Raw genomic sequence first — 24,815 nt, 5'->3', positions numbered from 1 at the left:
GTAGGAGCGAGATTGCTCGCGAACGCTTCATGCCTGCGACATCAGTGTCAGGCGGCTCGCGAGCAAGCTCGCTCCTACAAGCCGTCAGCCGAGCAGAATGCCTGCCCAGGTCACGGTGATGATGGTCAGCGCCACGAACTGCGCGGCGCTGCCCATGTCCTTGGCGTTCTTCGACAGCGGGTGGCGCTCCAGGGATACCCGGTCCACCACCGCCTCGATGGCGGAGTTGAGCAGTTCGACGATCAGCGCCAACAGGCACACCGCAATCATCAGTGCGCGCTCGCCACGGGTCACGTCGCAGAAGAACGACAGCGGGATCAGAATGACGTTGATCAGCACCAGCTGGCGGAAGGCCGCTTCACCCTTGAAGGCGGCGGCGAAACCGGCCAGGGAGTAGCCGGCGGCGTTGAAGATTCGTTTCAGGCCGGTCTGGCCCTTGAAGGGGGAGGCGGACACGTGTGGTTCTCACAGGCAAAGGTCGCGGCACTCTATACCAGCGATCGTCAAAAAGGGGTCAAGGCCATTACAGAATGTGACGGTTCCCGAGCCGGGATGTGACGGCCCTCAGGCCCCCGGTACCGATTCCATCTGCGCCAGCAGCAGCGCCGCCTGAGTGCGGGTGCGCACATTCAGCTTGCGGAAGATCGCGGTGACATGCGCCTTCACCGTAGCTTCGGAAACGCTCAACTCGAAGGCGATCTGCTTGTTCAGCAGGCCTTCGCAGACCATGGTCAGCACGCGGAACTGCTGTGGAGTAAGGCTGGCCAGACCGGCGCTGGCGGCGCGGACGTCCTCGCTCATCTCGGTCACGGCGTCCACCTGCGGCGGCCACCAGACGTCGCCGTCGAGCACCGCGCGCACTGCCTGCTGCAGAGTGCCCAGGTCGCTGGACTTGGGAATGAAGCCGCTGGCGCCGAACTCGCGAGAGCGCTGTACTACCGCGGCCTCTTCCTGGGCCGAGACCATCACCACCGGAATCTGCGGGTACTGGCCGCGCAGCAGCACCAGGCCGGAGAAGCCGTAGGCGCCGGGCATGTTCAGGTCCAGCAGCACCAGGTCCCAATCGGCCTTCTCGTTCAGGCGCGCCTCCAGCTCCGCGATACTCGCGGCCTCCGACAGTCGCGCCTCGGGGCCGAGACCGATGGTCAGGGCCTGGTGCAGGGCACTGCGGAACAGCGGGTGATCGTCAGCGATCAGGATCTCGTAGGAAGCCATGAATTTTCCTTGAAGGCCGCGCCGAAGCCCCGCCGTGGATAACAGCCAGACTTGCGCAGGAAAGGTCGGAGCACGGATAGAGCACTGCTTGTCACATTGTACGCAAAGACCACCCCCGGTGTCCGCCGCGAATACATGGCCTGCCGGTACTTACACAGTGGCCTGAGAGCCTCTGCCACTGTGCCCGCCGAGAGTCCGTTCCCCTTTCCAAAGCACCGGCGTTGCGGCAGAGTTCCGCTTTTTTTCCTGCCCGTTACGAGAACAAGATGAAAAGCCATGCGCTGCGCGCCGATTTCCTGATGCTGTTCACCGCGATGATCTGGGGGGTCTCCTTCGTCGCGCAACGCCTCGGGATGGATGCCATCGGTCCCTTCCTCTATACCGGCCTGCGCTTCACCCTCGGCGCCGTGGCACTACTGCCGCTGCTGGCCTGGTCGAGCAAGCGCGGCGCCCAGCCGTTCAATCGCGGCCTGGTACTCGCCGGCCTGGCCATCGGTACCGCGCTGACCGTAGGCATCAACCTGCAACAGGTCGGCCTGATGTTCACCAGCGTGACCAACTCCGGCTTCATCACCGGCCTTTACGTCATCATCGTGCCGCTGCTCGGCCTGCTGATCGGCCATCGCGCCGGAATGGGAACCTGGCTCGGCGCGGCGCTGGCGGTGATCGGCATGGCCATGCTGAGCATCGGCCCGGACTTCCACGTCGCCTCTGGCGACTGGCTGCAATTGACCGGAGCCTTCGTCTGGGGTGGCCACGTTCTGTTGGTGGGCCTGTTCGCCAGCCGCTATGACCCGATCCGCCTCGCGTTCCTGCAGTTCGTCACCTGCGCGGTGGTGAGCATGCTCCTGGCGCTGGTGTTCGAAGAGATTCGCCTCGACGCCATCATCCAGGCCGGCCCGGCGCTGATATACGGCGGCCTGTTCGGCGTTGCCACCGGCTTCACCCTGCAAGTCATTGCGCAGAAGCACGCCATCGCCTCCCACGCGGCGATCATCCTCTCCCTGGAAGCCGTATTCGCTGCCATCGCCGGCGCACTGTTCCTCAACGAGACCCTGCATGTGCGTGGTTATTTCGGCTGCGCGCTGATGCTCGCCGGCATGCTGGTGGCGCAGCTTTGGCCGAAGAAGGCCGAGGTGAAGGCAGTCTGATCCCTACTGCACAACGGAGCGAGACTGTTCGCGAGCAAGCTCGCTCCTACAGGCTGGGGATTCGGGGGCACGAGCGCTTTTCGTAGGAGCGAGCGTGCTCGCGAACCGCACACCTCGGCGCCCGCCCTGAAAATCAGAAACATGCATGCGATGAAGGGCCGATCTAGCGCTCGGTAAACGGCCTCAACGCCTGGTGCGCCGGGCTCTGCTCGTCCAGCGGCTGCTGGCGCTTGGAGCCCAGGTAGCGCTCGCTGAAAACGTCCAGGTAGGCATCCAGGGCGTCGCCGGCGCGACGGTCACCAGCCAACCCCAGGCAGAGCGCAGCCACTTCGGCGGTGCACAGGTGCTCTTCGAACTTGGAACGGCGCAGCCGGTAACGCGAGAGCGCGTCGGGCGTGATGCTCAACACCGGGAAGCGGTCCAGGTAAGGGCTCTTGCGGAACATCTTGCGTGCTTCGTTCCAGGTCGCGTCGAGCAGGATGAACAGCGGGCGTTTGCCATCCCGCGGCTCGACCGCTGTAACCACGCGCTCGGGCTGGACGAACTCGCCAGGGAATACCACGTAGGGCTGCCATTGCGGATCATCGAGCAACGCCAGCAGCGCCGGGTCGACCTCGATGCGCGACCAGCCGAAGGCCCAGGTCTCGGGCACCGTCTCGGCGATCAGCCAGCCAGTGTTGCTGGGCTTGAGCGGTTCGGTGTCGAACATCACCAGGCACATCGCCGAATGGGACTCGACCTGCGGTCGCAGGCCGCACATGCAGTAGTTCGGGCGCAGGCGGCAGCCGGGGCAGCGCGGCGAGCGCGAGCCGCGGGCCACGAAGGGCTTGAGGCAGCGAGCCAGGCGTTCATCGCGCAGGCGAGCGACGGCGTGGCTCATGCTGCGGCCACCGGGAGGAAGGAAAGCGAACGGGACATCGAGGGCTCGAATGGAACGACAGTTGCGAGCCGTCGATTGTACCAGAGCCGCCGTCCACCACCTCCGTATGCGTGGCCAAGTGGCAGGACGAGGCGCAACGATATTCGCACCATCCTTTGACGAGGTTGGCCGCCTGGCGGGCCGGACAGCGGCCTGTGGCAATCGAACCTCGGCAGGAGGGCCGTTTTCGGGGACAATAGGCGGCTGTAATGACCAGCGAACCCGGAAGGTTCGCCATGGTCGAATCGGCACCATTGTCAGGAGATGCCCATGCTGCGCCTCACCGCCCTCGCCCTCTGCCTCGTCCTTCCCGTCGCGCACGCCGCCTCGAAGAAGGACTTCGAACTGACCCAGACCCTGGAAAAGGTCGCCAAGGAAAGCAGCGAAGGCACCCCGCGCGCCATCAACGAGGACATCCTCGACCAGGGCTACACCGTCGAAGGCCCGCAGCTGATCAACCACCTGAGCGTGCGCGCCAGCCATGCCGAGCGCATGCGCGAGAACCCCGACAGCGTGCGCAGCCAGCTGGGTGACAGCGTCTGCAGCAATACCGCCTACCGCCAGCTGCTGGCCAAGGGCGCGATCCTCACCTACAGCTTCACCGAGTACAAGACCAACGCCCCGGTCGCCACCGAGCGCTTCGACGCCGGCAGCTGCAAGATCAAGCTGCAGAAGTAAGCGCCGCCCATGCTCGACAAGGAACAGCTGCTGAAGATCGCGCGCACGCCGATGCCCTTCGGCAAGTACCAGGGCCGCATGCTGGTGGACCTGCCGGACGAGTACCTGCTGTGGTTCCACAAGAAGGGCCAGTTCCCGGCTGGCGAACTGGGCCGGCTGATGCAGCTGACCCTGGAACTGAAGATCGACGGCCTCGACGGCCTGATCAAACCACTCAAGCGCTGATCCCTGCGCCACCGCCCTCGGCGGTGGCGCAGGCGCCCATCAACGCAGCACGGCCGGGCTCTCCTTGGCGGCCACTGCTGCCGCTTCATCCGGCGCCAGCAAGGCACTGCGCGGCACATCCAGCAGCCGTGCGCAGGCCGCCAGCACATGGGCCCAACTGCAACGGTTGGCGAACAACATGCCCGCCTCGTCCAGCGTCCCACCCTGGTTGCGATAGCCCAGCACCGCTGTTTTCAGCGCATCCGGCAGGATCGGCCAGAGATGCCCGCGCGCCACTTCCGGACGCATGTGGGTGAGCAGCACGCGGCGTTCGTAGTGATCGGGGAAAAGGCGCATGGCGATGGATTCGTCCGTCAGCGCCTGCAGCTCCCAGTTGTCGCGCGGCGCGCGGAAACGTCCCGGCTCCTGCAGATAGACCAGTCGGTAGGGATAACCGGCCTCCTCCAGCCGCTGGGCTGCGCGGCGCATTTCCGCCAGTTGATAGGCACCGTTGGCGATCAACAGCAGCGGCTCGGCACCGGGGTGCTCATCCATCAGGATCGCGCCATCACGCGCCAACTGCTCGGCCTGGGCCTGGGTGAATACCGACGGCCGCTCACGCTTGGGTGCCACGATGCAGGCCAATTGCCCGCGACTGCGGTAGATGTCCGGCAGCAGCGCCAGCAGGCTGTTGTGATCGGCCGGAAAGACCACCCGCACCATATCGTTCATCTCACCCAACAGCGCTTCGCAGAAGGTGGTGTCCTGGTGCGATTGCTGGTTCTTGCCGTTCTCCCAGGTGTGTGAGGTCGCCACCAGCGGCCACCCAAGCCATCCCGCCGGACGCCCGGCTTCCTTCTGTTGGCGGGCGAAGATCAGCGTCTGACGCACCGCGCCGAGCATCTTCACGCAGAAGGCTTCGTAGCTGGCCACCAGGTTCAGTCCGCCCTGGTTGGCCAGGCAAGCAGAAACCACCGCCTCCTCGTTGAGCGCGGTGATGATGCGGCCGTCCACGGCCTCCAGCTCGCTTTCCGGTTCGCTCACCCGGTGCCGTAATGCCTTGAGCACGCCAGCCAGGCGGTTGCTCGCCAGCTCGTCCGGGTTGCCGACGCGGGCACGCAGATCAGGGTTGGCAGCGCACAGGTCAACAAAGAAACGATCCAGCGCCGCCATGGGCGAACACTCATCGCTGCGGTAATGCAACGCTGGAATCGAGGGCTCGATGGGGCGCCGCACAGCCAACGGATTGTCACGCTCCAGTACCCGGCCGCTGCGCGACGCGGAGAACAGCGCGCAAGCTTCAGCCAGTTCCTCCGGTTCAACCCAGAGCGGCGCCGCATGCTGGTTGAACAGCTCGCGCGCCTCCGCGTCCTCGCTGGGATTACCCGGCAGCGGCAGGTTGTGCGCGGCATTGCTGCCGGCGCCGTAGAAGCCGTAGCCCTTGGTCGTCTCGGCGATGCCGTAGGGAATCGGTAGCGGATAGCGCAGGATGCCGCGTTCCTTCTCGTCGACGCGGTGTTGCAGGCGCTCCTCCATTTCCCACAGGACGCAGACGAAGGCCGCCGGATCGCGGCCGTCGAAGCTGATCGGGTCGAAGCCACAGCGCCGCAGGTGCAGCTTGAAACCTTCCAGTCCTTCGTGGGTGCCCAGGTCGGTGCGCTGCTCGATGCGCCGGCCGTTGGCGATCATCACCGGCAACGCCGCGCCGCAGTCCTCGGCACGCCACCAGCGAGGAATCCAGTCGCTGCCACGCTGCTCCTCGGCGGCGCCGTCGGAGAGGAAGGCCACCAGGGTTTCGCCCGGCAGCGGCATGTGGGCGTACATCAGCTCGGCAAAACCAAGATATCCGCCCTCGGCGACACCGCCGGCCGTGTGTGGGTTGACGTGACTGCCCAGCGGCGCGGCAACCTTGCCGTCCGGCGTCTGGGCATAGCTGTAGAAGTCCTGCACCAGCCGGTCCAGCCCGGCCTCGCCGCTTCCGTAGGCGGCAGCCTGCTCCGGATGCAGGTTGCCGGTGAGCACGTTGAGCGCGTCGATTGCCGCCACGCAGTGCCCCTGTCCCATCAGCCAGCCGCGGGTCTTGCCGCTCAGGGCATTCAGGGCGAGGTAGCCGGCATAGGCCGGTACCATGTTCAGCGCGCCACCGGTATGCCCCTCGGGCTGCGCCTTGAAATCCTCGGCCTGCAAGGGTGCGCCGTCGAGGCGCACGCGCCTGGCGTAGGTCATGTGCGCCACCAGCCAAAGGCCGGCGCAGGCCAGTCGGTCCAATGCGCCAAACAGCCGGTAGACGCTGGCCAGATCCGGCTGCAGGCCGTACTGGACCAATTGATGAGCGACACGAAAGACCGCCGCCTGGGTCTGCACGCTATGCTGAATCGGACCGCGGCCGTGCAGCCAGCTGGCGTATTCCGGCTCGGCTGCCGCGTGTGCGGCGAGTTCCTCAGGGCTTGGCAGGATCTGTGACATGTCGGCTCTCCCTTGGCTATGGCGGAAAGTCTAGGTCGCCACAGATCGGACAGGCGCTGACATGTATCAACGACCGTCCCGGCCAATCGGGCAAGGCTGAAAGAAATTTCCCATAAGGAGGCGACATGGCGCTTCTCACCTTCATCGGCGCGATCCAGGAAGTCACCGGCTCCTGCTACCTCCTGGAAACCCGCGACGGCGTCCGCGTGCTGCTTGAGTGCGGGATGCGCCAGGGGCGTAGCGGCAACAAGGGCACCCGCGACAACGAGGCGACCAACCGCACACCTTTCCCCTTCGACCCGAAGGAACTGGACGCGGTCGTCCTCTCTCACGCTCACCTCGACCACAGCGGCCTGCTGCCGCGCCTGGCGAAGGAAGGCTACAAGGGCCCGATCTACGCCACCGAATCCTGCTGCGACCTGCTGGAGCTGATGCTGATGGACTCGGCGAACCTCCAGGAGAAGGACGCCGAGTGGGAGAACAAGTGGCGCGCCCGCCTGGGCAAACCACCGGTCAAACCGCTGTACACCGTCGAAGACGCTTCCCGCGCACTGAACCAGCGCCGTCGCGTCAGCTACGGCAGCACCGTGGATGTGGCGCGCGGCATCCGCCTGACCTTCCACAATGCCGGACACATCCTCGGCTCGGCCATCGTCGAACTGGAAATCCATGAGTTCGGTTCGACTCGCCGCCTGGTGTTCTCCGGCGACCTGGGCAGCACCTGCTCGCCGCTGATGCGCACGCCGACACCGCTGACCCGCGCCGACGTGGTGTTGCTGGAGTCCACCTACGGCGACCGCGACCACCGTGACGCCAATGAAACCCTGCTGGAACTGTCCGGCATCCTGCAACGCGCGCAGAACGAGGGCGGCAATGTGCTGATTCCGTCCTTCGCCGTGGGCCGTACCCAGGACCTCATCTACTACCTCGGGCGCTTCTACCAGGAAGGCCGCCTGCCCCAGCAGGTCGTCTACCTCGACAGCCCCATGGCGGCGCGAGCCAACAACATCTACCTGCAGCACATCGGCGAGATCGCCGACGTCGACCGTGAATACATGCGCGGCACCGGTACGGCCAAGGTGGGCGAGTGGCTGCCGATCCTGCGCACCACCCAGAGCGCCGATGAGTCGATGGCGCTCAATCGCATCAAGAGCGGCGCCATCATCATCGCCGGCAGCGGCATGTGCACCGGCGGACGCATCGTCCACCACCTCAAGCACAACCTCTGGCGCGAGGAGTGCCATATCGTCTTCCCCGGTTTCCAGGCCAAGGGCACCCTGGGCCGCGCCATCGTCGACGGCGCGGAGACCGTGCGCATCCTGCGCCAGCGCATCAGCGTGAAAGCGCAGATCCATACCCTCGGCGGGTTCTCCGCCCACGCGGGACAATCACAATTAATTCAGTGGGTTGGCCACTTCGAACACAAACCCGAGCTATACCTGATACATGGCGAGCGAGAAAAGATGGATGTACTCAAGGGTGCACTCCAGGATCGCCTGAACTGGACGGCCAACATTCCGGAGCCCGGAGACCGGATCGCCATCTGAAATTGGGGCCTCACCGACTGTCACAGCCCGCGTGCCAGACTCGGCAGGCCTCCTGCTGAACCCCTGTGCGTGCGGCGAAGCGCCAATGCCTTACCGCCAGAGCCACATTGCGTGGCCGGCGCCGCCCATGGACAGGCGATCAGGGGTTGATGAACAAGGAGTATCAACATGCCCTATGAGCCCGACGACTACCTCTCCAGACACTTCCAGACCAGCGGCACCGACCTCGCCCAGAAGATCGAGGAACTGGCCACGCTGGCTGCCCCTGGTGACAGCCAGAACCTGCCGCTGTACCGCGAGATGCTCACCACCGTCGCCCGCATGGCCCAGGCCGATCGCAACCGCTGGGACGCCAAGATCATGCTGCAGACCTTGCGCGAGATGGAGCACGCCTTCAGCACCCTGGAGCAGTTCAAGCGTCGCCGCAAAGTCACCGTATTCGGCTCGGCGCGCACTCCGGCCGACCATCCGGTCTATGCCCTGGCCCGCGAGCTGGGGGAAACCCTGGCGCGTTACGACCTGATGGTCATCACTGGTGCCGGCGGCGGCATCATGGCCGCCGCCCACGAAGGCGCCGGGCTGGAAAACAGCCTCGGCTTCAACATCACCCTGCCCTTCGAGCAGCACGCCAATCGCACCGTGGACGGCACCAGCAACCTGCTGTCGTTCCACTTCTTCTTCCTGCGCAAGCTGTTCTTCGTCAAGGAAGCCGACGCGCTGGTGCTCTGCCCTGGGGGCTTTGGCACGCTGGATGAGGCGCTAGAAGTGCTCACCCTGATCCAGACCGGCAAGAGCCCGCTGGTCCCGGTGGTGCTGCTCGACCAGCCTGGTGGGCACTACTGGGATCACGCACTGGAGTTCATCAAGGAGCAACTGGAGGACAACGGCTACATCCTGCCCAGCGACATGAACCTGATGACGCTGGTGCACACCGCCGAGGAAGCTGCCGAGGAAATCGCCCAGTTCTACAGCAACTTTCACTCCAGCCGCTGGCTCAAGGATCGCTTCGTGATCCGCCTCAACCATCCGCTGAGCGTGCGCGCACTGCAGTTGCTGGAGCGCGAGTTCGGCGGCCTTTGCGTGACCGACGGTTTCCACCAGCAGCCCTACAGCGAATCGGAACTGGATGAACCGGAGTTCTCCCACCTCACCCGCCTGGCCTTTGCCTTCAACGGCCGCGACCAGGGGCGCCTGCGGGAACTGCTGAACTTCATCAACCAGCCGGAGAACTGGGAGCGCTGACTTTCCCGGCCCCGAAAACAAAAAAGGCACCTGGTTGGGTGCCTTTTTTGTTCAATCATCCGAGCGTCGCCCGCTGAGAAGCCTGCCGATGGCTTCCATCGAGTAGCCGCGATAGCTCAGGAACCTGCCCTGCTGGGCTCGCTCGCGGGCATCCTGCGGCAGCCGGGCGAACTTGCGGCGCCAGACCTCACGCAGGTTTTCGTTCCAGTCGACATCCGACTCGCTCAGCGCACCGTCGATCTCGCCACGGGGCAAACCCCGCTGCGACAGCTCCTCGCGAATCCGCACCGGACCGTAACCAGCCCGTGCTCGGCTGGCGATGTAGCTTTCCAGATAGCGACTTTCGTTGAGCAGCCCTTCCTCGGCCAAACGGTCGAGGGCGGGGTCGATCAGGTCCTGCGTAGCGCCGCGTTGACGCAACTTGCGCGAGAGCTCCGCCCGACCATGCTCACGTCTTGCCAGCAGGTCCATGGCGACCCGCCGCACCGCGACGGGGTTATCGAGCTCGACGGCCATGACTATTAATAGTCGGCTTCAGCTTCCGCTTCGGCTTCCGCCGCCGCGAGCTCGGCCTTGGTCGGCGGCGTCTGGTTGGTCAGCAGTTGCTCGCGGATGGCCTTGTCGAGGGTGTTGCAGATCTCGGTGTTGTCTTCCAGGAACTTGGCGGCGTTGGCCTTGCCCTGGCCGATCTTGCTGCCCTGGTAGCTGTACCAGGCGCCGGACTTCTCGATCAGGCCCAGCTGTACGCCCAGGTCGATGATCTCGCCGGTGCGGTAGATACCTCGGCCGTACATGATCTGGAATTCAGCCTGACGGAACGGCGGAGCAACCTTGTTCTTCACGACCTTGACGCGGGTTTCGCTGCCGACCACCTCGTCGCCTTCCTTCACCGCGCCGGTGCGGCGGATGTCGAGACGAACGGAGGAGTAGAACTTCAGCGCGTTACCACCGGTGGTGGTTTCCGGGTTGCCGAACATCACGCCGATCTTCATGCGGATCTGGTTGATGAAGATGACCAGGCAGTTGGCGTTCTTGATGTTGCCGGTAATCTTGCGCAGCGCCTGGGACATCAGGCGGGCCTGCAGGCCAACGTGCTGATCGCCCATCTCGCCTTCGATTTCGGCCTTGGGCACCAGGGCTGCCACGGAGTCGACGATGATCACGTCAACGGCGTTGGAGCGCACCAGCATGTCGGTGATTTCCAGGGCCTGTTCGCCGGTGTCCGGCTGGGAGACCAGCAGGTCGTCGACGTTGACGCCCAGCTTGCCGGCGTAGTCCGGGTCCAGGGCGTGTTCGGCGTCGACGAAGGCGCAGGTGGCGCCGACTTTCTGTGCCTGGGCGATGACCGACAGGGTCAGCGTGGTCTTACCCGAGGATTCCGGACCGTAGATCTCGACGATACGGCCACGCGGCAGACCGCCGATGCCCAGTGCGATATCCAGACCCAGCGAGCCGGTGGAAATGGCGGGGATAGCTTGGCGCTCATGGTCGCCCATGCGCATGACCGCGCCTTTGCCGAATTGGCGTTCGATCTGTCCCAGGGCCGCGGCCAGGGCGCGCTTCTTGTTGTCGTCCATTGAAGTCCTCGCGAAGTCAGGCGGCCGGGCGGCCACGAACAACTGTATAAGTAGCCAGTATTATTCCACAGGGCAAGCCGCTCGCCTACCCCTGAAGCGGATTTTCCCCGTCCGCCAGTCGCAACAGCCCTTGCAGAGCGGTCGCCACGGTCTGCCGGCGCACGGCCTCCCGATCACCGGTATACAGCCGGCGCTCGCTGAATACCTGTTCGCCTTTCTTCCAGGCCAGCCAGACGGTGCCCACCGGCTTCTCGGCGGAACCGCCGTCCGGCCCGGCAATCCCGCTAACCGCCACGGCAATATCCGCCCCACTGCGCGGCAAGGCGCCAGCGACCATGGCCTCGACAACCTCCTGGCTCACTGCACCCACCTCAGGGAACAGCTCCGCAGGCACATCCAGCTGGCGAGTCTTCTGGCCGTTGGAGTATGTGACGTAGCCCGCTTCGAACCAGGCCGAGCTGCCGGAGATACGCGTGATCGCTTCGGCAATGCCACCACCGGTACAGGATTCAGCTGTGGTGACACGCAGCCGGTTGGCGGCGAGGCGCTCGCCAACTCTGGCCGAGAGTTCGGTAATAAAGGAATCGGTGACGGGCACAGTGCGCTCCGGGGTTAAAGAAGGTCAGGCGGATACCGTACACTAGGCGCTTTTGCATGTTGAAGCCGGACAGCCAGAAGCCATGAGTCAGAGCGACCTCTCCGCCCACACACCGATGATGCAACAGTACTGGAGGCTGAAGAACCAGCACCCGGATCAACTGATGTTCTACCGCATGGGCGACTTCTATGAGCTGTTCTACGAGGACGCCAAGAAAGCCGCCAAGCTGCTGGACATTACCCTGACCGCGCGCGGCCAGTCCGCCGGCAATTCCATTCCGATGGCCGGCATCCCCTTCCACTCCGCCGAAGGCTATCTGGCCAAACTGGTGAAGCTCGGCGAATCGGTGGTGATCTGCGAGCAGATCGGCGACCCGGCCACCAGCAAGGGGCCGGTTGAGCGCCAAGTTGTACGCATCCTGACTCCCGGCACCGTCAGCGACGAAGCACTGCTCGACGAGCGCCGCGACAACCTGATCGCGGCCGTACTGGGTGACGAGCGCCTGTTCGGCCTGGCCGTCCTGGACATCACCAGTGGTCGATTCAACGTCCAGGAAATAAAAGGCTGGGAAACGCTGCTGGCCGAACTGGAGCGCCTGAATCCCGCCGAGCTGCTGATCCCCGACGACTGGCCCCAGGGCCTGCCGGCGGAGAAGCGCCGTGGCGCGCACCGCCGCGCCCCCTGGGACTTTGATCGTGACTCGGCAAAGAAGGGCCTGTGCCAGCAGTTCGGTGTGCAGGACCTCAAAGGCTTCGGCTGCCAGGAGCTGACCCTGGCCATTGGCGCCGCGGGCTGCCTGCTGACCTATGCCAAGGAAACCCAGCGCACCGCCTTGCCGCACTTGCGCAGCCTGCGTCACGAGCGGATCGACGACACCGTGATCCTCGATGGCGCCAGCCGCCGCAACCTGGAACTGGACACCAACCTCGCCGGCGGCCGCGACAACACCCTGCAATCGGTGGTCGACCGCTGCCAGACCGCCATGGGCAGCCGCCTGCTGACCCGCTGGCTGAACCGCCCGCTGCGCGACCGAGCCGTGCTCGAAGCTCGCCAGGAGTCCATTGCCTGCCTGCTGGAGCGCTATCGCTTCGAAATCCTTCAGCCGCAACTGAAAGAAATCGGCGACGTCGAACGAATCCTCGCCCGTATCGGCCTGCGCAACGCCCGTCCGCGCGACCTCGCCCGCTTACGCGATGCCCTCGCCGCCCTGCCAGAACTGCAGAATGGCATGACCGAGCTGGAGGCCCCGCACCTGAGCGAACTGGCCGTCAGCATCCGTACCTATCCGGAACTGGCGGACCTGCTGGCCCGCGCCGTGATCGAGAACCCGCCGGCGGTGATCCGCGACGGCGGCGTCATTGCCCGTGGCTACGACGCCGAGCTGGACGAGCTGCAAATGCTCAGCGAGAACGCCGGCCAGTACCTGATGGATCTGGAGACTCGGGAGAAAGCCCGCACCGGCCTGCCGAACCTGAAGGTCGGCTACAACCGCATCCACGGTTACTACATCGAGCTGCCCCGGGTGCAGGCCGAACAGGCGCCTGCCGACTACATCCGCCGTCAGACCCTGAAAGGCGCCGAGCGCTTCATCACCCCGGAGCTCAAGGCCTTCGAAGACAAGGCGCTGTCAGCCCAGAGCCGCGCCCTGGCCCGCGAGAAACAGCTTTACGAAGAACTGCTGGAACTGCTGATCGGCCAACTGGCGCCGCTGCAGGACACCGCTGCCGCCCTGGCCGAACTGGATGTGCTGTCCAACCTTGCCGAACGCGCACTGAACCTCGACCTGAACCGCCCGCGCTTCGTCGAAGAGTCCGGCATCCTCATCGAGCAAGGCCGCCACCCGGTGGTCGAGCAGGTGCTGGATACGCCATTCGTCGCCAATGACCTGAACCTCGACGAAGACACTCGCATGCTGGTGATTACCGGCCCGAACATGGGCGGTAAATCGACCTATATGCGGCAAACAGCGCTGATCGTGCTGCTGGCACATATCGGCAGTTTCGTCCCGGCCGCACGCTGTGAGCTGTCTCTGGTGGACCGCATTTTCACTCGTATCGGCTCCTCCGACGACCTCGCCGGTGGCCGCTCCACCTTCATGGTGGAAATGAGTGAAACCGCCAATATCCTGCACAATGCCAGCGACCGTAGTCTGGTGCTGATGGACGAAGTGGGCCGTGGCACCAGCACCTTCGACGGACTGTCTCTGGCCTGGTCCGCCGCCGAACACCTGGCAAAACTGCGTGCCTTTACCCTGTTCGCGACTCACTATTTCGAGCTGACCGTGCTGCCCGAAAGCGAGCCCGCGGTGGCCAACGTTCACCTGAACGCCACCGAACACAACGAGCGCATCGTGTTCCTGCACCACGTGCTGCCCGGCCCAGCCAGCCAGAGTTACGGCCTCGCGGTTGCACAACTGGCTGGCGTGCCGGGTGCGGTAATTCAGCGCGCCCGCGAACATCTGTCGCGCCTGGAAACCACCAGCCTGCCCCACGAAGCGCCGCGTTCGACCGACCCGAAAAGCCCAGCACCACTACAAAGCGACCTGTTTGCCAGCCTGCCGCACCCGATTGTCGAAGAGCTGATGCGTGTCAGCCCCGATGACCTGACTCCGCGCCAAGCTCTCGAATTGTTATATGCATGGAAGATGCGGGTCTGACGGACCGCTGGACAAGCTGCTAGAATCGCGCGCGCTTAGCCGCCCGCCTGAGGAGAAAATTAGAAATGACCTTCGTCGTCACCGACAACTGCATCAAGTGCAAATACACCGACTGCGTGGAAGTATGCCCGGTGGACTGCTTCTACGAAGGCCCGAACTTCCTGGTCATCCACCCGGATGAGTGCATCGACTGCGCCCTGTGCGAACCGGAGTGCCCGGCACAGGCGATCTTCTCCGAGGACGAAGTCCCGGATGGCATGCAGGAGTTCATCGAGCTGAACAAGGATTTGGCCGATGTATGGCCGAACATCACCGAGAAGAAGGATTCCCTGCCGGACGCCGAAGAGTGGGACGGCAAGCCGAACAAGATGCAGTATCTGGAGCGCTGATTTCCAGCACCTCCAGAAATAGAAAAGGCCCGCCTAGTGCGGGCCTTTCTGCATCTGAAATGTCACTTTTCTGCGGGCAAAAAAAAGGGGCGGGATAACCCGCCCACTCTTTCTTCCCTTCGTCATCATCCTGATGAACCGCATCCTGCGGGGGTCCTGACCGACATCCTTACCGGCCTGCGCCTTTCCGTGTACGCAGGAGTGATATTACCCGCCTGCCGGATCGCGGCAACTAGGGCACTTCCGCGCACCCTACCGCCTCAGCGCCTCTCTCTAGAAGCAAAATACTTATAAAACAATAAGATACGAAAAATCTCCGCCAGAGCTGGCAGTATTTCAAGCTGAACACTCACAGATGATGTAAGCGAATGCTTACATCACGACGCATAAAAAAGCCCGGAATCATCCGGGCTTTTTCGTTGTCGGCCTGAACGCTACTGGAACAGTGCGTCGCTCGACAGGCCGTTCTTCTCGAGGATTTCGCGCAGACGCTTGAGGGCCTCGACCTGGATCTGCCGAACCCGCTCGCGGGTCAGGCCGATTTCCTGGCCGACTTCCTCCAGAGTGCTGCTTTCATGACCACGCAGGCCGAAGCGGCGAATCACCACCTCACGCTGCTTATCGGTCAACTCCGATAGCCAAAGGTCGATGCTCTCGCTGAGATCGTCATCCTGCAGCAGTTCGCAGGGATCGGTGGGGCGGTCGTCGGTCAGGGTATCGAGCAGGGTCTTGTCCGAATCCGGGCCAAGGGAAACATCCACCGAAGTGACCCGCTCGTTCAGACCGAGCATTCGCTTGACCTCTTCCACCGGCTTCTCGAGCAGGTTGGCGATCTCCTCGGGCGACGGCTCGTGGTCCAGCTTGTGGGTCAGCTCGCGAGCGGCCCGCAGGTAGACGTTGAGTTCCTTCACCACGTGGATCGGCAAACGAATGGTGCGGGTCTGGTTCATGATGGCCCGTTCGATGGTCTGACGAATCCACCAGGTCGCATAGGTGGAGAAGCGGAAGCCGCGTTCGGGGTCGAATTTCTCCACCGCGCGGATCAGCCCGAGGTTGCCCTCTTCGATCAGGTCGAGCAGGGAGAGACCGCGATTGACGTAACGTCGCGCGATCTTCACCACCAGACGCAGGTTGCTTTCGATCATTCGCCGCCGGCCGGCCGGGTCGCCCTTCTGCGCAAGGCGCGCAAAGTGGACTTCCTCTTCCGGGGTCAGGAGCGGCGAGAAACCGATTTCATTCAGATACAGCTGGGTCGCGTCGAGCGCGCGGCTGTAATCGATGTGCTTGTGTTGCTTGAGAGAGGAAAGTGAGGTGGCTTTAGGAGTGACTCGAAGCGATACCTGCTCTTCGGCAAATGACTCTTCGAGGATGATGCCAGGCTCCAGCAGGAGCACTTCATCATCGACGTCAAACTCCGGCCCTTCTTTTTTAAGTGCCATGTCGTTATCCCTTGCTGAGTTCGACAACAAGCCCAGGTGCGTCCTTATCCTTAGGACACCTAGGCCCGCTCACCCACGCAGGGGAACAGCTACCGTCAACGACTTGGCAGGTATTGCAGCGGATCTACAGGTTTACCCTGGCGGCGAATCTCGAAGTGCAGCTTCACCCGGTCCGTCCCTGTGGAGCCCATCTCGGCAATGTTCTGCCCGACTTTGACCTGTTGCCCTTCCCGCACCAGCAACCTGCGGTTGTGACCGTAGGCGCTTACGTAGGTATCGCTGTGCTTGATGATCACGAGTTCGCCGTAGCCCCGCAAACCACTACCGGCGTACACCACCGTGCCATTAGACGCAGCCAGGACAGGCTGGCCCAATTGCCCGGCTATATCAATCCCTTTATTCAAACTGCCGTTTGATGCAAAACGCCCAATAAGAGTGCCATTGGTTGGCCATATCCAGCCCCCCGGTGCGCCCCCTGCAACTGCCGGAGTTCCGCCGCTGGCGGGCGTCTGCGCGGGAGTAGTGACGGCGGGAGTGGTCGGTTTACTGGCGGTCGCAGGCTGAGTAGCCGGTTTGTTGACGACCACCGGCGCGACAGACGTAGTGTTTTTGGCGACAGACGGTGCAGTTGACGAGCCACCATCGAAGCGAATGGCCTGACCGGGACGAATGGTGTACGGCGCGGAAATGTTGTTGCGCGCGGCCAGGGCTTTCCAGTCCCAGCCGTAGCGGAAGGCAATGGAATACAGCGTGTCACCGGGACGCACGACGTATTGGCCAGAGGTGACGGTCGGCTTTTGCTGAGCGTTGCGGTCCACCACGGTAGTGGTACTGCGCGAAGTTGAAGAACAGGCCGCCAGCAGAGAGCAAACGGCAATGGCCACCACAGCGTGGCCCAGGCCCTTGATCCAGTTCCGTTGACACAGGGTCGCTGTCAAGCTCACCCATCCCCCTTATCCATGAATTGACGTCCAGCCTCACTGGCCGGCAGTTACCGCAGCCTTGACCGGCTTGCTCTCAGCCTAGCGGACCGTTGAGCAGCGGGACGAAGCGTACGGAATCCAGCACCTGGCGCTGGAAGCCGTCCTCGGTGCGGACGATCAGCATCAGTTGCTGCACCTCGCCGCCACCGACCGGAATCACCAGTCGCCCTCCAGGCGCCAGTTGGTCCAGCAATGCCTGCGGGACCTCGGCCGCCGCGGCGGTGACAATGATGCCGTTGTAAGGCGCCAGGGCAGGCCAGCCTTCCCAGCCGTCGCCCCAACGAAAGACAACATTTCTCAGGTTTAGCTCCGCAAGTCGTTCTTTCGCGCGGTCCTGCAAGGCCTGGATGCGCTCGACGGAGAATACCCGCTCCACGAGCTGGGACAGCACGGCGGTCTGGTAACCCGAACCGGTTCCGATCTCCAGCACCTTGTCCAGAGGGCCTGCGGCCAACAGCAGCTCGGTCATCCGCGCCACCATGAAGGGCTGCGAGATGGTCTGGTTGTGCCCGATGGGCAGCGCGGTGTCTTCATAGGCGCGGTGCGACAGCGCTTCGTCAACGAACAGATGGCGCGGCGTACGGCGAATCACTTCCAGCACATGGGCGTTGGACAATCCCTCTTCGTACAGACGCTGGATCAGACGCTCACGGGTGCGCTGGGAAGTCATGCCAATCCCGCCGCGGCGCGACAATTCATTGGCCATGGTCGAGCCCTCCGAGCCAGTCGCCAAGGACATTGAACGCCTCCCGGAAGGTCCGGTCCATCTGCAGCGGCGTGACGGAAACGTAGCCCTGCATGACCGCGTGGAAATCGGTGCCCTCTCCGCCATCCTCGGCATCGCCGGCAGCGGCGATCCAGTAGCCTTCCTTGCCGCGCGGGTTGACCACCTTGACCGGCGGCTTGGCGCGGGCGCGATGGCCCAGCCGGGTCAGCTGGATACCTTTGATCCGCTCCAGCGGCAGGTTGGGAATGTTCACGTTGAGCACGGTGCGCGGTGGCAGCGCGAGCTTCTCGTGGGACTCGACCAGCAGGCGAGCGAAGTGCATGGCGGCTGGCAGGTTGTCCGTCAGGCGCGAGCACAGCGAGAAAGCGAAGGCCGGACGGGACAGGAAACGCCCTTCCAGCGCCGCCGCCACGGTACCCGAATAGAGCACGTCGTCGCCCAGGTTGGCGCCGAGGTTGATGCCCGACACGACCATCTCCGGCACGTCTTCGAGCAGGCCGTTGAGGCCCAGGTGCACGCAGTCGGTCGGAGTGCCGTTGAGGCTGATGAAACCATTGCCCAGGCGATGGGGATGCAGCGGCCGATCGAGCGTCAGCGAACTACTCGCTCCGCTACGATCGGCTTCCGGGGCGATCACGATGCAGTCCGCATAATCGGACAACGCGTCGTGAAGCGCGGCGATACCGGGTGCAGTGACCCCGTCGTCGTTGGCAATCAATATGCGCATGGGCTTTCCGTCTGCCCTGCCGGCACGAGGTCGATCAGCTCGCGCACTACCACGGTGGCGAAGCAGCCCGCCGGCAGGACGAATTCCAGTTGCAGAATGTCAGGGGCGGGATAATGCCATGTAAGACCCGGGATGGGGAGGCGCAGAATGCGCCGTTCGTGCGCCATGTCCGCACCGGCAAGCCACTGGCAAAGCGCCATCTCCGCCTGCTGCACGCTGCTTTCGATCTCTCCGGGCTGGCTCGTCGCCGGTGAGTCGCCCTCGCCCCACATCGGACCGGTGGGATGCAGGTCGAGTACCGCAAGGCGCGGGTCGGAGCATTCCGCTTCGCCAGCGGGGAAGAAGCTCCGGCTGTCGGTGAACGCCAGCAGGTCACCGACCAGCGCCTGACTCCAGGTGCCTTGCGCCACGCGGCGGGCCAGCACCTGGTTGAAGACATAGCTGCGCGCCGCCGAGAGCAGGCGCGAGCGCATGTTGCGATGCTCCGGCAGCTTGCCGCGCTCGGCAAAGCCACGGGCATCGAAGACGTTGCCGCCCTCATGGCCGAAACGCTGGGTACCGAAGTAGTTCGGCACGCCGTTGGCGGCTATGGCCTTCAGACGTGCTTCGAGCTGTTCGCGATCCGCCTGCAGCTCGGTCAGACGCAAGGTGAAACCGTTGGCTGAATGCGCGCCACGCTGCAATTTGCGGCGATGGCGATTGCTCTCGAGGATGCGCAGGCTGTCGTCCTCGGCCGCCGCCAGATCAGGATCGGACTTGCCCGGCAGATGCAGACTGAACCACTGGCGGGTCAGAGCCTGGCGGTCCTTGAGCCCGGCATAGCTGATCATCTTCACCGGTACGCCGGCCGCACGGGCCAGGCGGCGCGCAGCTTCCTCGGTGTTCAGGCCACGCTTCTCTACCCACAGCCAGAGGTGCTCGCCGTCACCCGAGAGTGGGATATCCAGTACTTCGTCGACCTGGAAGTCTTCGGCCACAGCCTTGAGCACGGCACTTCCGCACGCTTCGCCATGGGCGCGCGGGCCCAGCAGTTCCAGCTCGGTCATGCGCGGCCCAGCAAGGCAACAGCGTGAACCGCGATGCCTTCTTCACGGCCGGTAAAGCCGAGTTTCTCGGTAGTAGTGGCCTTGACGTTGACCTGATCCAGTTCGACCTTCAGGTCGGCGGCGATGGTCTCGCGCATGCTCTGGATGTGCGGCGCCATCTTCGGTGCCTGGGCAATGATGGTGGTGTCGACGTTTTCCACTTTCCAGCCCTTGGCTTCGACCAGGCTCAGCACGTGGCGCAGCAGCGCACGGCTGTCAGCACCCTTGAACTGCGGATCGGTATCCGGGAAATGCTTGCCGATATCGCCCAACGCGCAGGCGCCCAGCAGGGCATCGGAAAGTGCGTGCAGGAGTACGTCGCCGTCGGAATGGGCAATCAGCCCGAACTTGTGGGGAATGCGCACGCCGCCGAGGGTGATGAAGTCGCCCTCGCCGAAGCGGTGCACGTCGTAGCCATGTCCGATACGCATGAAAAAACGCCCTGTAGATGTCAGGGCGTCGATTCTACCGGATCACTGCGCCGAAGGTGTCAGCCACAGAGCGCTGCGGCGTGGTGGCGCAGGTGATCTTCGATGAAGCTCGCAATGAAGTAGTAGCTGTGGTCATAGCCGGGCTGCAGGCGCAGCTCCAGCGGATGGCCGACCGCAGCGGCCGCTTCGCGCAGGGCTTCCGGCTTGAGTTGCACGGCGAGGAAGTCGTCGCGGTCGCCCTGATCCACCAGGATCGGCAATCGCTCGCTGGCATTCGCCAGCAGCTCCACGGCATCCCACTCGCGCCAGGCGGCCGGGTCCTCACCCAGGAAGCGACCCAGTGCTTTCTGGCCCCACGGGCAATCGCTCGGGTGGGTGATAGGCGCGAAGGCCGATAGCGACAGGTAGCGCCCCGGATTGCGCAGCGCGCAGATCAGCGCGCCATGGCCACCCATGGAGTGCCCGCTGATGCCGCGTTTCTGGGAAACCGGGAAGTTCGCCTCAATCAGCGCCGGCAGCTCCTGTACCACATAGTCGTGCATCCGGTAGTGGCGCGCCCAGGGTTCCTGGGTGGCGTTGACGTAGAAGCCGGCGCCGAGGCCGAAGTCCCACGCGCCATCCGGATCGCCCGGCACTTCCGGCCCGCGGGGGCTGGTGTCCGGCGCGACGATGACAATCCCAAGCTCGGCAGCCATGCGCTGGGCGCCGGCCTTCTGCATGAAGTTCTCGTCGGTGCAGGTCAGGCCGGACAGCCAGTACAGCACTGGCAGGCCCGCCTCGGGCTCGGCCTGGGGCGGCAGGTAGACCGCGAAGGCCATGTCGCAGCCGAGGGTTTCGGAACGATGGCGGTAGCGCTGGTGCCAGCCGCCAAAACTCTTCTGACTGCTGATGAGTTCGATGGAATCCGTCATGGAGCCTCCTGTGAGGCCGGGCGCGCAGGGCGCCCGGCGGTTCGATCAGTAATGGATGACGGAGCGGATGCTCTTACCTTCGTGCATAAGGTCGAAGGCTTCGTTGATCTTCTCCAGGCCCATGGTGTGGGTGATGAAGGTATCCAGCGGGATTTCGCCCTTCTGCGCCTTTTCCACGTAGCTCGGCAGTTCGGTGCGGCCCTTCACGCCGCCGAAGGCGGAACCGCGCCAGACGCGGCCGGTGACCAGTTGGAACGGACGGGTGCTGATTTCCTGACCAGCACCGGCAACGCCGATGATGGTGGATTCGCCCCAGCCCTTGTGGCAGCACTCCAGAGCCGCACGCATCAGCTGAACGTTGCCCACGCACTCGAAGGAATAGTCCACGCCGCCGTCGGTCATTTCGACGATGACGTCCTGAATCGGCTTCTGATGATCCTTCGGATTGACGAAGTCGGTAGCGCCCAGTTCCTTGGCGATGTCGAACTTGGCCGGGTTGATATCAACAGCAATGATGCGCGAGGCCTTGGCCATCTTCGCGCCGATGATCGCCGCCAGGCCAATGCCGCCCAGGCCGAAGATGGCGACAGTGGCGCCCTCCTCCACCTTCGCGGTATTCAGCACGGCGCCGATGCCGGTGGTCACGCCGCAACCGAGCAGACAAACCTTCTCCAGCGGCGCCTCCTCGGGGATCTTCGCCAGGGAGATTTCCGGCAATACGGTGTACTCGGAGAAGGTCGAGCAGCCCATGTAGTGGAAGATCGGCTCGCCCTTGTAGGAGAAGCGGCTGGTGCCGTCGGGCATCAGGCCTTTGCCCTGGGTGGCGCGCACGGCCTGGCAGAGGTTGGTCTTGCCGGATTTGCAGAATTTGCACTCACGGCATTCGGCGGTGTACAGCGGGATCACGTGGTCACCCACTTTCAGCGAGGTCACGCCCTCACCGACTGCCTCGACGATGCCGCCACCTTCGTGGCCGAGGATGCACGGGAACACGCCCTCGGAATCCTGGCCGGACAGGGTGTAGGCATCGGTGTGGCAGACGCCAGTGGCGACGATGCGCACCAGCACTTCACCCTTCTGCGGCGGCGCGACATCCACTTCGACGATTTCCAACGGCTTGTTGGGGGCGAAGGCTACGGCGGCACGGGACTTGATCATCGGGAAACTCCTGAACGAGAAAACGACAACGCCCGCCAATGGCGGACGGGTTCGGCGCAGTGGCCGAGAAACCGGGACGGGCCGGAGCCACGTCGGGGAGCGCTGGGGACAATAGGCCAAAAGCGCGCCCCAAAGCCTTGGAAGTGTAGAAAACCCCGTTTGAGGGAATAATCAGGCAATAATCAAAACATTATTGCAATACAGGGATAATCCAGATGCACCGCTGGGAAGGACTGGACGAATTCGTCGCCGTCGCCGAAACCGGCCAATTCACTGCCGCCGCGGAACGCCTCGGCGTGTCTTCGTCCCATGTCAGCCGGCAGGTCGCCCGACTGGAAGAGCGCCTGCAGACGCGCCTGCTCTACCGCAGCACACGCAAGGTGACGCTGAGTGAGGCCGGGCAGACGTTCCTGCAGCATTGCCGGCGCCTGCAGGATGCCCGCGAGGAAGCATTGCGCGCCGTCAGCGATCTGTCCGCCGAGCCCAAGGGCTTGCTGCGGATGACCTGCGCTGTGGCCTATGGCGAGCGTTTCGTGGTGCCGCTGGTGAACGAGTTCATGGCGCAGTTCCCGCAACTGCGGGTAGAAATCGAGTTGTCCAACCGCCAGTTGGACCTGCTTCACGAGGGCTTCGACCTGGCGATCCGCCTCGGCCGCCTGAGCGATTCACGTTTGGTGGCCACACGCCTGGCACCCAGGGTGATGTACCTCTGCGCAACGCCGGAGTACCTCGCCCGCCACGGCACGCCGCAGAGCGTGGCGGAGCTGGCGCGGCACAACTGCCTGGTGGGCAGCAGCGACCAATGGAGCTTTCTCGAGGACGGCCGCGAAACCCAGCACCGGGTCCAGGGCAACTGGCGCTGCAACAGCGGCCAGGCCGTGCTCGATGCGGCGCTGCGCGGGTTCGGACTGTGCCAACTGCCCGACTACTACGTGCTGGAACATCTGCGTAGTAGGCGCCTGACATCGCTGCTGGAGGGGCACCAACCGCCCAATACCGGGGTCTGGGCGCTGTATCCCCAGCAGCGGCATCTGTCGCCCAAGGTGCGACAATTGGTGGACCATTTGAAGAAAGGCCTACAGCACCTTCAGCACTCTCCGTTGCCTTGAAGCAAGCACCGGGAAATTGCGTTGGCTAGAATGCGCGGTTTCCCACCGCAAGCTTCAAGGACGACGACATGTCTGCCCTTTCCTCCTTCCGCGAGCGCTATCTCCTGCGCTTCTGGTCACCACTGCCGACGCTGGTCGCGCTGGGCGTCATCTCCGCCTACTACTTCGCCATGACCGGCACCTTCTGGGCGGTCACCGGCGAGTTCACCCGTTGGGGCGGCCATGTGCTGTCCTGGTTCGGCCTGCAGCCGCAGGAATGGAGCTACTTCAAGATCATCGGCTTGCAAGGCACACCGCTGGACCGCATCGATGGTGTGATGATCATTGGCATGTTCCTCGGCGCACTGGTCTGTGCACTCTGGGCCGGCAACGTCAGCCTGCGCTGGCCAACCAGTAAGCGGCGCCTGCTGCAGGGTCTGATCGGCGGGGTGATCGCCGGCTTTGGCGCGCGCCTGGCGATGGGCTGCAACCTGGCGGCCTTCTTCACCGGTATCCCGATGTTCTCGGTGCACGCCTGGGCCTTCATGTTTTCCACTGTGATCGGCGCCTGGTTCGGCGTGAAGATCAGCCTGCTGCCCTTCCTGCGTATTCCACTGAAAGTGGACGGTAAGGCCGCGGCGCTTCCCAGCGCCGAAGCCCTGGCTCGCCGCGCCAAGCTGCAATGGCGCCTGGGCATGGGCGTGCTGGCCATTGCCGCGCTGTTCGCCGCCTGGCGCTTCGAGGTCTCGCTGGTGCTGGGCATGGCCTGCCTGTTCGGCCTGCTGTTCGGCGGCCTGATCGAGCGCGCGCAGATCTGCTTCACCAGCGCTGCCCGCGACCTCTGGACCACCGGCCGGACCCAGGCCGCGCTGGGCATCCTGCTGGGCATGGCGGCCGCCTGCGTCGGCACCTTCGCGGCGATCCACAATGGCCTGCCGCCGAAGATCTTCTGGATGGGCCCGAACGCGGTGATCGGCGGCGTGCTGTTCGGCATCGGCATCGTGCTGGCCGGCGGCTGCGAGACAGGCTGGATGTACCGCTCGATGGAAGGCCAGGTGCACTTCTGGGTAGTCGGCATCGGCAACGTGATCGGCGGCACGCTGGTCGCGGTGTATTGGGACCAGCTCGGCACCAGCCTCGCCCTGCCCTACCCCAAACTCAACCTGCTGCAGGAGTTCGGCCCTGGTGGCGGCCTGCTGATCACCTTCGCCGGCCTCGCCCTGTGCATGCTGCTGGTGCAACTGAACGCGCAACGATTCACTCGTAAACGGAAAGCCTACGATGTCCGAAACCAAGACGCCGACGCTGTCGCTTGATTTGCGCGGCGAACACTGTCCGTACAACGCCATCGCCACCCTGGAAACCCTGGAGACGCTCAAGCCGGGCGACCTGCTGGAGGTCATCACTGACTGTTCGCAGTCGGTGCACGGCATTCCGGAAGACACCCAGCGCCATGGCTACCATTGCCTGGCGGTGGAGCAGCATGGGGCGCTGTTCCGCTTCCTGATCGAGGTCCCGCTGCTGGGCTGAGGCTGCTTTTGTAGGGGCGGACTCCGTCCGCGATGAGCCCGAATCGCGCCGGAAGCCAATCGCGGACAAAGTCCGCTCCTACGGCCCAGCCCGG

Annotated in this window: 25 protein-coding genes; 10 read left to right on the top strand and 15 right to left on the bottom strand. The window is 64.1% G+C overall.

The annotated features are described in order from the left end of the window. Positions 1 to 84 precede the first annotated feature (84 nt). Together ACNFH5_RS16590 and erdR are read right to left on the bottom strand one after the other, a co-directional pair. Entirely contained in the window at positions 85 to 456 is a 372-nt protein-coding gene (locus ACNFH5_RS16590) for a diacylglycerol kinase (protein ID WP_024765290.1), read from the bottom strand. Between the two features lie 108 nt (positions 457 to 564). Continuing rightward, entirely contained in the window at positions 565 to 1,215 is a 651-nt protein-coding gene (gene erdR / locus ACNFH5_RS16585) for a response regulator transcription factor ErdR (RefSeq protein ID WP_416747736.1), read from the bottom strand. Between the two features lie 266 nt (positions 1,216 to 1,481). On the opposite strand from erdR, the gene ACNFH5_RS16580 reads away from it, so the two are divergent. Continuing rightward, a complete protein-coding gene (locus ACNFH5_RS16580; RefSeq protein ID WP_416747734.1) occupies positions 1,482 to 2,366 on the top strand; it encodes a DMT family transporter in 885 nt (294 codons plus the stop codon). Between the two features lie 163 nt (positions 2,367 to 2,529). Here ACNFH5_RS16580 and ACNFH5_RS16575 read toward each other — a convergent pair whose 3' ends face one another. After that, positions 2,530 to 3,246 carry a tRNA-uridine aminocarboxypropyltransferase gene (locus tag ACNFH5_RS16575; protein WP_416747732.1) on the bottom strand — a complete coding sequence of 239 codons (717 nt, stop codon included), beginning with the start codon at positions 3,244 to 3,246 and terminating at the stop codon, positions 2,530 to 2,532. A 309-nt stretch (positions 3,247 to 3,555) separates the two neighbouring features. Between ACNFH5_RS16575 and ACNFH5_RS16570 the strand changes: the two genes are divergently transcribed. Together ACNFH5_RS16570 and ACNFH5_RS16565 are read left to right on the top strand one after the other, a co-directional pair. Further along, positions 3,556 to 3,963 carry a quorum-sensing-regulated virulence factor family protein gene (locus ACNFH5_RS16570; protein ID WP_416747730.1) on the top strand — a complete coding sequence of 136 codons (408 nt, stop codon included), beginning with the start codon at positions 3,556 to 3,558 and terminating at the stop codon, positions 3,961 to 3,963. A 9-nt stretch (positions 3,964 to 3,972) separates the two neighbouring features. Then, a complete protein-coding gene (locus ACNFH5_RS16565) occupies positions 3,973 to 4,188 on the top strand; it encodes a DUF3820 family protein (RefSeq protein ID WP_416747728.1) in 216 nt (71 codons plus the stop codon). Between the two features lie 39 nt (positions 4,189 to 4,227). Here ACNFH5_RS16565 and ACNFH5_RS16560 read toward each other — a convergent pair whose 3' ends face one another. Beyond that, positions 4,228 to 6,633 carry a xylulose 5-phosphate 3-epimerase gene (locus tag ACNFH5_RS16560; protein WP_416747726.1) on the bottom strand — a complete coding sequence of 802 codons (2,406 nt, stop codon included), beginning with the start codon at positions 6,631 to 6,633 and terminating at the stop codon, positions 4,228 to 4,230. Between the two features lie 125 nt (positions 6,634 to 6,758). Here ACNFH5_RS16560 and ACNFH5_RS16555 point away from each other — a divergent pair, with 125 nt between their 5' ends. Continuing rightward, the gene (locus tag ACNFH5_RS16555; RefSeq protein WP_416747724.1) at positions 6,759 to 8,180 is read left to right on the top strand and encodes an MBL fold metallo-hydrolase RNA specificity domain-containing protein; all 1,422 of its coding nucleotides are present in this window, start codon (positions 6,759 to 6,761) and stop codon (positions 8,178 to 8,180) included. 168 nt (positions 8,181 to 8,348) lie between these two features. Beyond that, positions 8,349 to 9,422, top strand: a complete 1,074-nt coding sequence (locus ACNFH5_RS16550; protein WP_416747722.1) for an LOG family protein — start codon at positions 8,349 to 8,351, stop codon at positions 9,420 to 9,422. A gap of 51 nt (positions 9,423 to 9,473) precedes the next feature. On the opposite strand, the gene recX is transcribed toward ACNFH5_RS16550, so the two are convergent. The 3 genes from recX to ACNFH5_RS16535 all read right to left on the bottom strand — a co-directional run bounded on the left by recX (position 9,474) and on the right by ACNFH5_RS16535 (position 11,597). Next, on the bottom strand, positions 9,474 to 9,938 hold the full coding sequence (recX, locus tag ACNFH5_RS16545; RefSeq protein ID WP_416747720.1) for a recombination regulator RecX: 465 nt from the start codon (positions 9,936 to 9,938) through the stop codon (positions 9,474 to 9,476). 5 nt (positions 9,939 to 9,943) lie between these two features. Beyond that, entirely contained in the window at positions 9,944 to 10,999 is a 1,056-nt protein-coding gene (gene recA / locus ACNFH5_RS16540; protein ID WP_416747718.1) for a recombinase RecA, read from the bottom strand. An 85-nt stretch (positions 11,000 to 11,084) separates the two neighbouring features. Continuing rightward, a complete protein-coding gene (locus tag ACNFH5_RS16535) occupies positions 11,085 to 11,597 on the bottom strand; it encodes a CinA family protein (protein ID WP_416747716.1) in 513 nt (170 codons plus the stop codon). An 82-nt stretch (positions 11,598 to 11,679) separates the two neighbouring features. Here ACNFH5_RS16535 and mutS point away from each other — a divergent pair, with 82 nt between their 5' ends. Continuing rightward, positions 11,680 to 14,253 carry a DNA mismatch repair protein MutS gene (mutS, locus tag ACNFH5_RS16530; protein WP_416747714.1) on the top strand — a complete coding sequence of 858 codons (2,574 nt, stop codon included), beginning with the start codon at positions 11,680 to 11,682 and terminating at the stop codon, positions 14,251 to 14,253. Between the two features lie 65 nt (positions 14,254 to 14,318). Next, positions 14,319 to 14,642: a ferredoxin FdxA gene (gene fdxA / locus ACNFH5_RS16525; RefSeq protein ID WP_015476292.1), complete on the top strand. Its 324-nt coding sequence runs from the start codon at positions 14,319 to 14,321 to the stop codon at positions 14,640 to 14,642. 434 nt (positions 14,643 to 15,076) lie between these two features. On the opposite strand, the gene rpoS is transcribed toward fdxA, so the two are convergent. From rpoS to ACNFH5_RS16485, 8 genes are all read right to left on the bottom strand, one after another. Beyond that, on the bottom strand, positions 15,077 to 16,081 hold the full coding sequence (gene rpoS, locus ACNFH5_RS16520) for an RNA polymerase sigma factor RpoS (protein ID WP_045210031.1): 1,005 nt from the start codon (positions 16,079 to 16,081) through the stop codon (positions 15,077 to 15,079). Positions 16,082 to 16,176: 95 nt separating this feature from the next. Beyond that, the gene (locus ACNFH5_RS16515) at positions 16,177 to 17,025 is read right to left on the bottom strand and encodes a peptidoglycan DD-metalloendopeptidase family protein (RefSeq protein ID WP_416747712.1); all 849 of its coding nucleotides are present in this window, start codon (positions 17,023 to 17,025) and stop codon (positions 16,177 to 16,179) included. Between the two features lie 73 nt (positions 17,026 to 17,098). Then, a complete protein-coding gene (locus ACNFH5_RS16510; protein WP_088418250.1) occupies positions 17,099 to 17,734 on the bottom strand; it encodes a protein-L-isoaspartate(D-aspartate) O-methyltransferase in 636 nt (211 codons plus the stop codon). Between the two features lie 25 nt (positions 17,735 to 17,759). Next, entirely contained in the window at positions 17,760 to 18,518 is a 759-nt protein-coding gene (gene surE, locus ACNFH5_RS16505) for a 5'/3'-nucleotidase SurE (RefSeq protein ID WP_416747710.1), read from the bottom strand. Beyond that, positions 18,506 to 19,564 carry a tRNA pseudouridine(13) synthase TruD gene (gene truD / locus ACNFH5_RS16500; protein WP_416747708.1) on the bottom strand — a complete coding sequence of 353 codons (1,059 nt, stop codon included), beginning with the start codon at positions 19,562 to 19,564 and terminating at the stop codon, positions 18,506 to 18,508. Before truD ends, surE begins: the two co-directional genes overlap by 13 nt. Continuing rightward, positions 19,561 to 20,034 carry a 2-C-methyl-D-erythritol 2,4-cyclodiphosphate synthase gene (gene ispF / locus ACNFH5_RS16495; protein WP_416747706.1) on the bottom strand — a complete coding sequence of 158 codons (474 nt, stop codon included), beginning with the start codon at positions 20,032 to 20,034 and terminating at the stop codon, positions 19,561 to 19,563. Before ispF ends, truD begins: the two co-directional genes overlap by 4 nt. Before the next feature lie 59 nt (positions 20,035 to 20,093). Continuing rightward, complete coding sequence (gene fghA / locus ACNFH5_RS16490; RefSeq protein ID WP_416747704.1) at positions 20,094 to 20,945, bottom strand: S-formylglutathione hydrolase; 852 nt, start codon at positions 20,943 to 20,945, stop codon at positions 20,094 to 20,096. A gap of 45 nt (positions 20,946 to 20,990) precedes the next feature. Next, the gene (locus ACNFH5_RS16485) at positions 20,991 to 22,103 is read right to left on the bottom strand and encodes an S-(hydroxymethyl)glutathione dehydrogenase/class III alcohol dehydrogenase (RefSeq protein WP_416747702.1); all 1,113 of its coding nucleotides are present in this window, start codon (positions 22,101 to 22,103) and stop codon (positions 20,991 to 20,993) included. Between the two features lie 215 nt (positions 22,104 to 22,318). Between ACNFH5_RS16485 and ACNFH5_RS16480 the strand changes: the two genes are divergently transcribed. From ACNFH5_RS16480 to yedF, 3 genes are all read left to right on the top strand, one after another. After that, positions 22,319 to 23,212 carry a LysR substrate-binding domain-containing protein gene (locus ACNFH5_RS16480; protein ID WP_416747700.1) on the top strand — a complete coding sequence of 298 codons (894 nt, stop codon included), beginning with the start codon at positions 22,319 to 22,321 and terminating at the stop codon, positions 23,210 to 23,212. Positions 23,213 to 23,280: 68 nt separating this feature from the next. Further along, positions 23,281 to 24,507 (top strand): selenium metabolism membrane protein YedE/FdhT, encoded by a 1,227-nt coding sequence (gene yedE, locus ACNFH5_RS16475; protein WP_416747698.1) that lies wholly within the window; start codon positions 23,281 to 23,283, stop codon positions 24,505 to 24,507. Then, a complete protein-coding gene (gene yedF / locus ACNFH5_RS16470; protein ID WP_236198462.1) occupies positions 24,473 to 24,721 on the top strand; it encodes a sulfurtransferase-like selenium metabolism protein YedF in 249 nt (82 codons plus the stop codon). The genes yedE and yedF overlap by 35 nt, the downstream gene beginning before the upstream one ends. Positions 24,722 to 24,815 lie beyond the last annotated feature (94 nt).

The organism is Pseudomonas sp. NY15435 (genome assembly GCF_048068295.1).
Lineage (GTDB): Bacteria > Pseudomonadota > Gammaproteobacteria > Pseudomonadales > Pseudomonadaceae > Pseudomonas.
The sequence above is the reverse complement of the archived record's forward strand: the minus strand, read 5'-3'. Positions and strand labels throughout refer to the sequence as shown.

Bases quoted from the DNA above. Each gene is read 5' to 3' on its own strand.
- erdR (WP_416747736.1), bottom strand. From the start codon at position 1,215: ATGGCTTCCTACGAGATCCTGATCGCTGACGATCACCCGCTGTTCCGC.
- ACNFH5_RS16580 (WP_416747734.1), top strand. From the start codon at position 1,482: ATGAAAAGCCATGCGCTGCGCGCCGATTTCCTGATGCTGTTCACCGCG.
- ACNFH5_RS16575 (WP_416747732.1), bottom strand. From the start codon at position 3,246: ATGAGCCACGCCGTCGCTCGCCTGCGCGATGAACGCCTGGCTCGCTGC.
- ACNFH5_RS16570 (WP_416747730.1), top strand. From the start codon at position 3,556: ATGCTGCGCCTCACCGCCCTCGCCCTCTGCCTCGTCCTTCCCGTCGCG.
- ACNFH5_RS16565 (WP_416747728.1), top strand. From the start codon at position 3,973: ATGCTCGACAAGGAACAGCTGCTGAAGATCGCGCGCACGCCGATGCCC.
- ACNFH5_RS16560 (WP_416747726.1), bottom strand. From the start codon at position 6,633: ATGTCACAGATCCTGCCAAGCCCTGAGGAACTCGCCGCACACGCGGCA.
- ACNFH5_RS16555 (WP_416747724.1), top strand. From the start codon at position 6,759: ATGGCGCTTCTCACCTTCATCGGCGCGATCCAGGAAGTCACCGGCTCC.
- ACNFH5_RS16550 (WP_416747722.1), top strand. From the start codon at position 8,349: ATGCCCTATGAGCCCGACGACTACCTCTCCAGACACTTCCAGACCAGC.
- recX (WP_416747720.1), bottom strand. From the start codon at position 9,938: ATGGCCGTCGAGCTCGATAACCCCGTCGCGGTGCGGCGGGTCGCCATG.
- recA (WP_416747718.1), bottom strand. From the start codon at position 10,999: ATGGACGACAACAAGAAGCGCGCCCTGGCCGCGGCCCTGGGACAGATC.
- mutS (WP_416747714.1), top strand. From the start codon at position 11,680: ATGAGTCAGAGCGACCTCTCCGCCCACACACCGATGATGCAACAGTAC.
- fdxA (WP_015476292.1), top strand. From the start codon at position 14,319: ATGACCTTCGTCGTCACCGACAACTGCATCAAGTGCAAATACACCGAC.
- rpoS (WP_045210031.1), bottom strand. From the start codon at position 16,081: ATGGCACTTAAAAAAGAAGGGCCGGAGTTTGACGTCGATGATGAAGTG.
- ACNFH5_RS16510 (WP_088418250.1), bottom strand. From the start codon at position 17,734: ATGACTTCCCAGCGCACCCGTGAGCGTCTGATCCAGCGTCTGTACGAA.
- surE (WP_416747710.1), bottom strand. From the start codon at position 18,518: ATGCGCATATTGATTGCCAACGACGACGGGGTCACTGCACCCGGTATC.
- truD (WP_416747708.1), bottom strand. From the start codon at position 19,564: ATGACCGAGCTGGAACTGCTGGGCCCGCGCGCCCATGGCGAAGCGTGC.
- ispF (WP_416747706.1), bottom strand. From the start codon at position 20,034: ATGCGTATCGGACATGGCTACGACGTGCACCGCTTCGGCGAGGGCGAC.
- fghA (WP_416747704.1), bottom strand. From the start codon at position 20,945: ATGACGGATTCCATCGAACTCATCAGCAGTCAGAAGAGTTTTGGCGGC.
- ACNFH5_RS16485 (WP_416747702.1), bottom strand. From the start codon at position 22,103: ATGATCAAGTCCCGTGCCGCCGTAGCCTTCGCCCCCAACAAGCCGTTG.
- ACNFH5_RS16480 (WP_416747700.1), top strand. From the start codon at position 22,319: ATGCACCGCTGGGAAGGACTGGACGAATTCGTCGCCGTCGCCGAAACC.
- yedE (WP_416747698.1), top strand. From the start codon at position 23,281: ATGTCTGCCCTTTCCTCCTTCCGCGAGCGCTATCTCCTGCGCTTCTGG.
- yedF (WP_236198462.1), top strand. From the start codon at position 24,473: ATGTCCGAAACCAAGACGCCGACGCTGTCGCTTGATTTGCGCGGCGAA.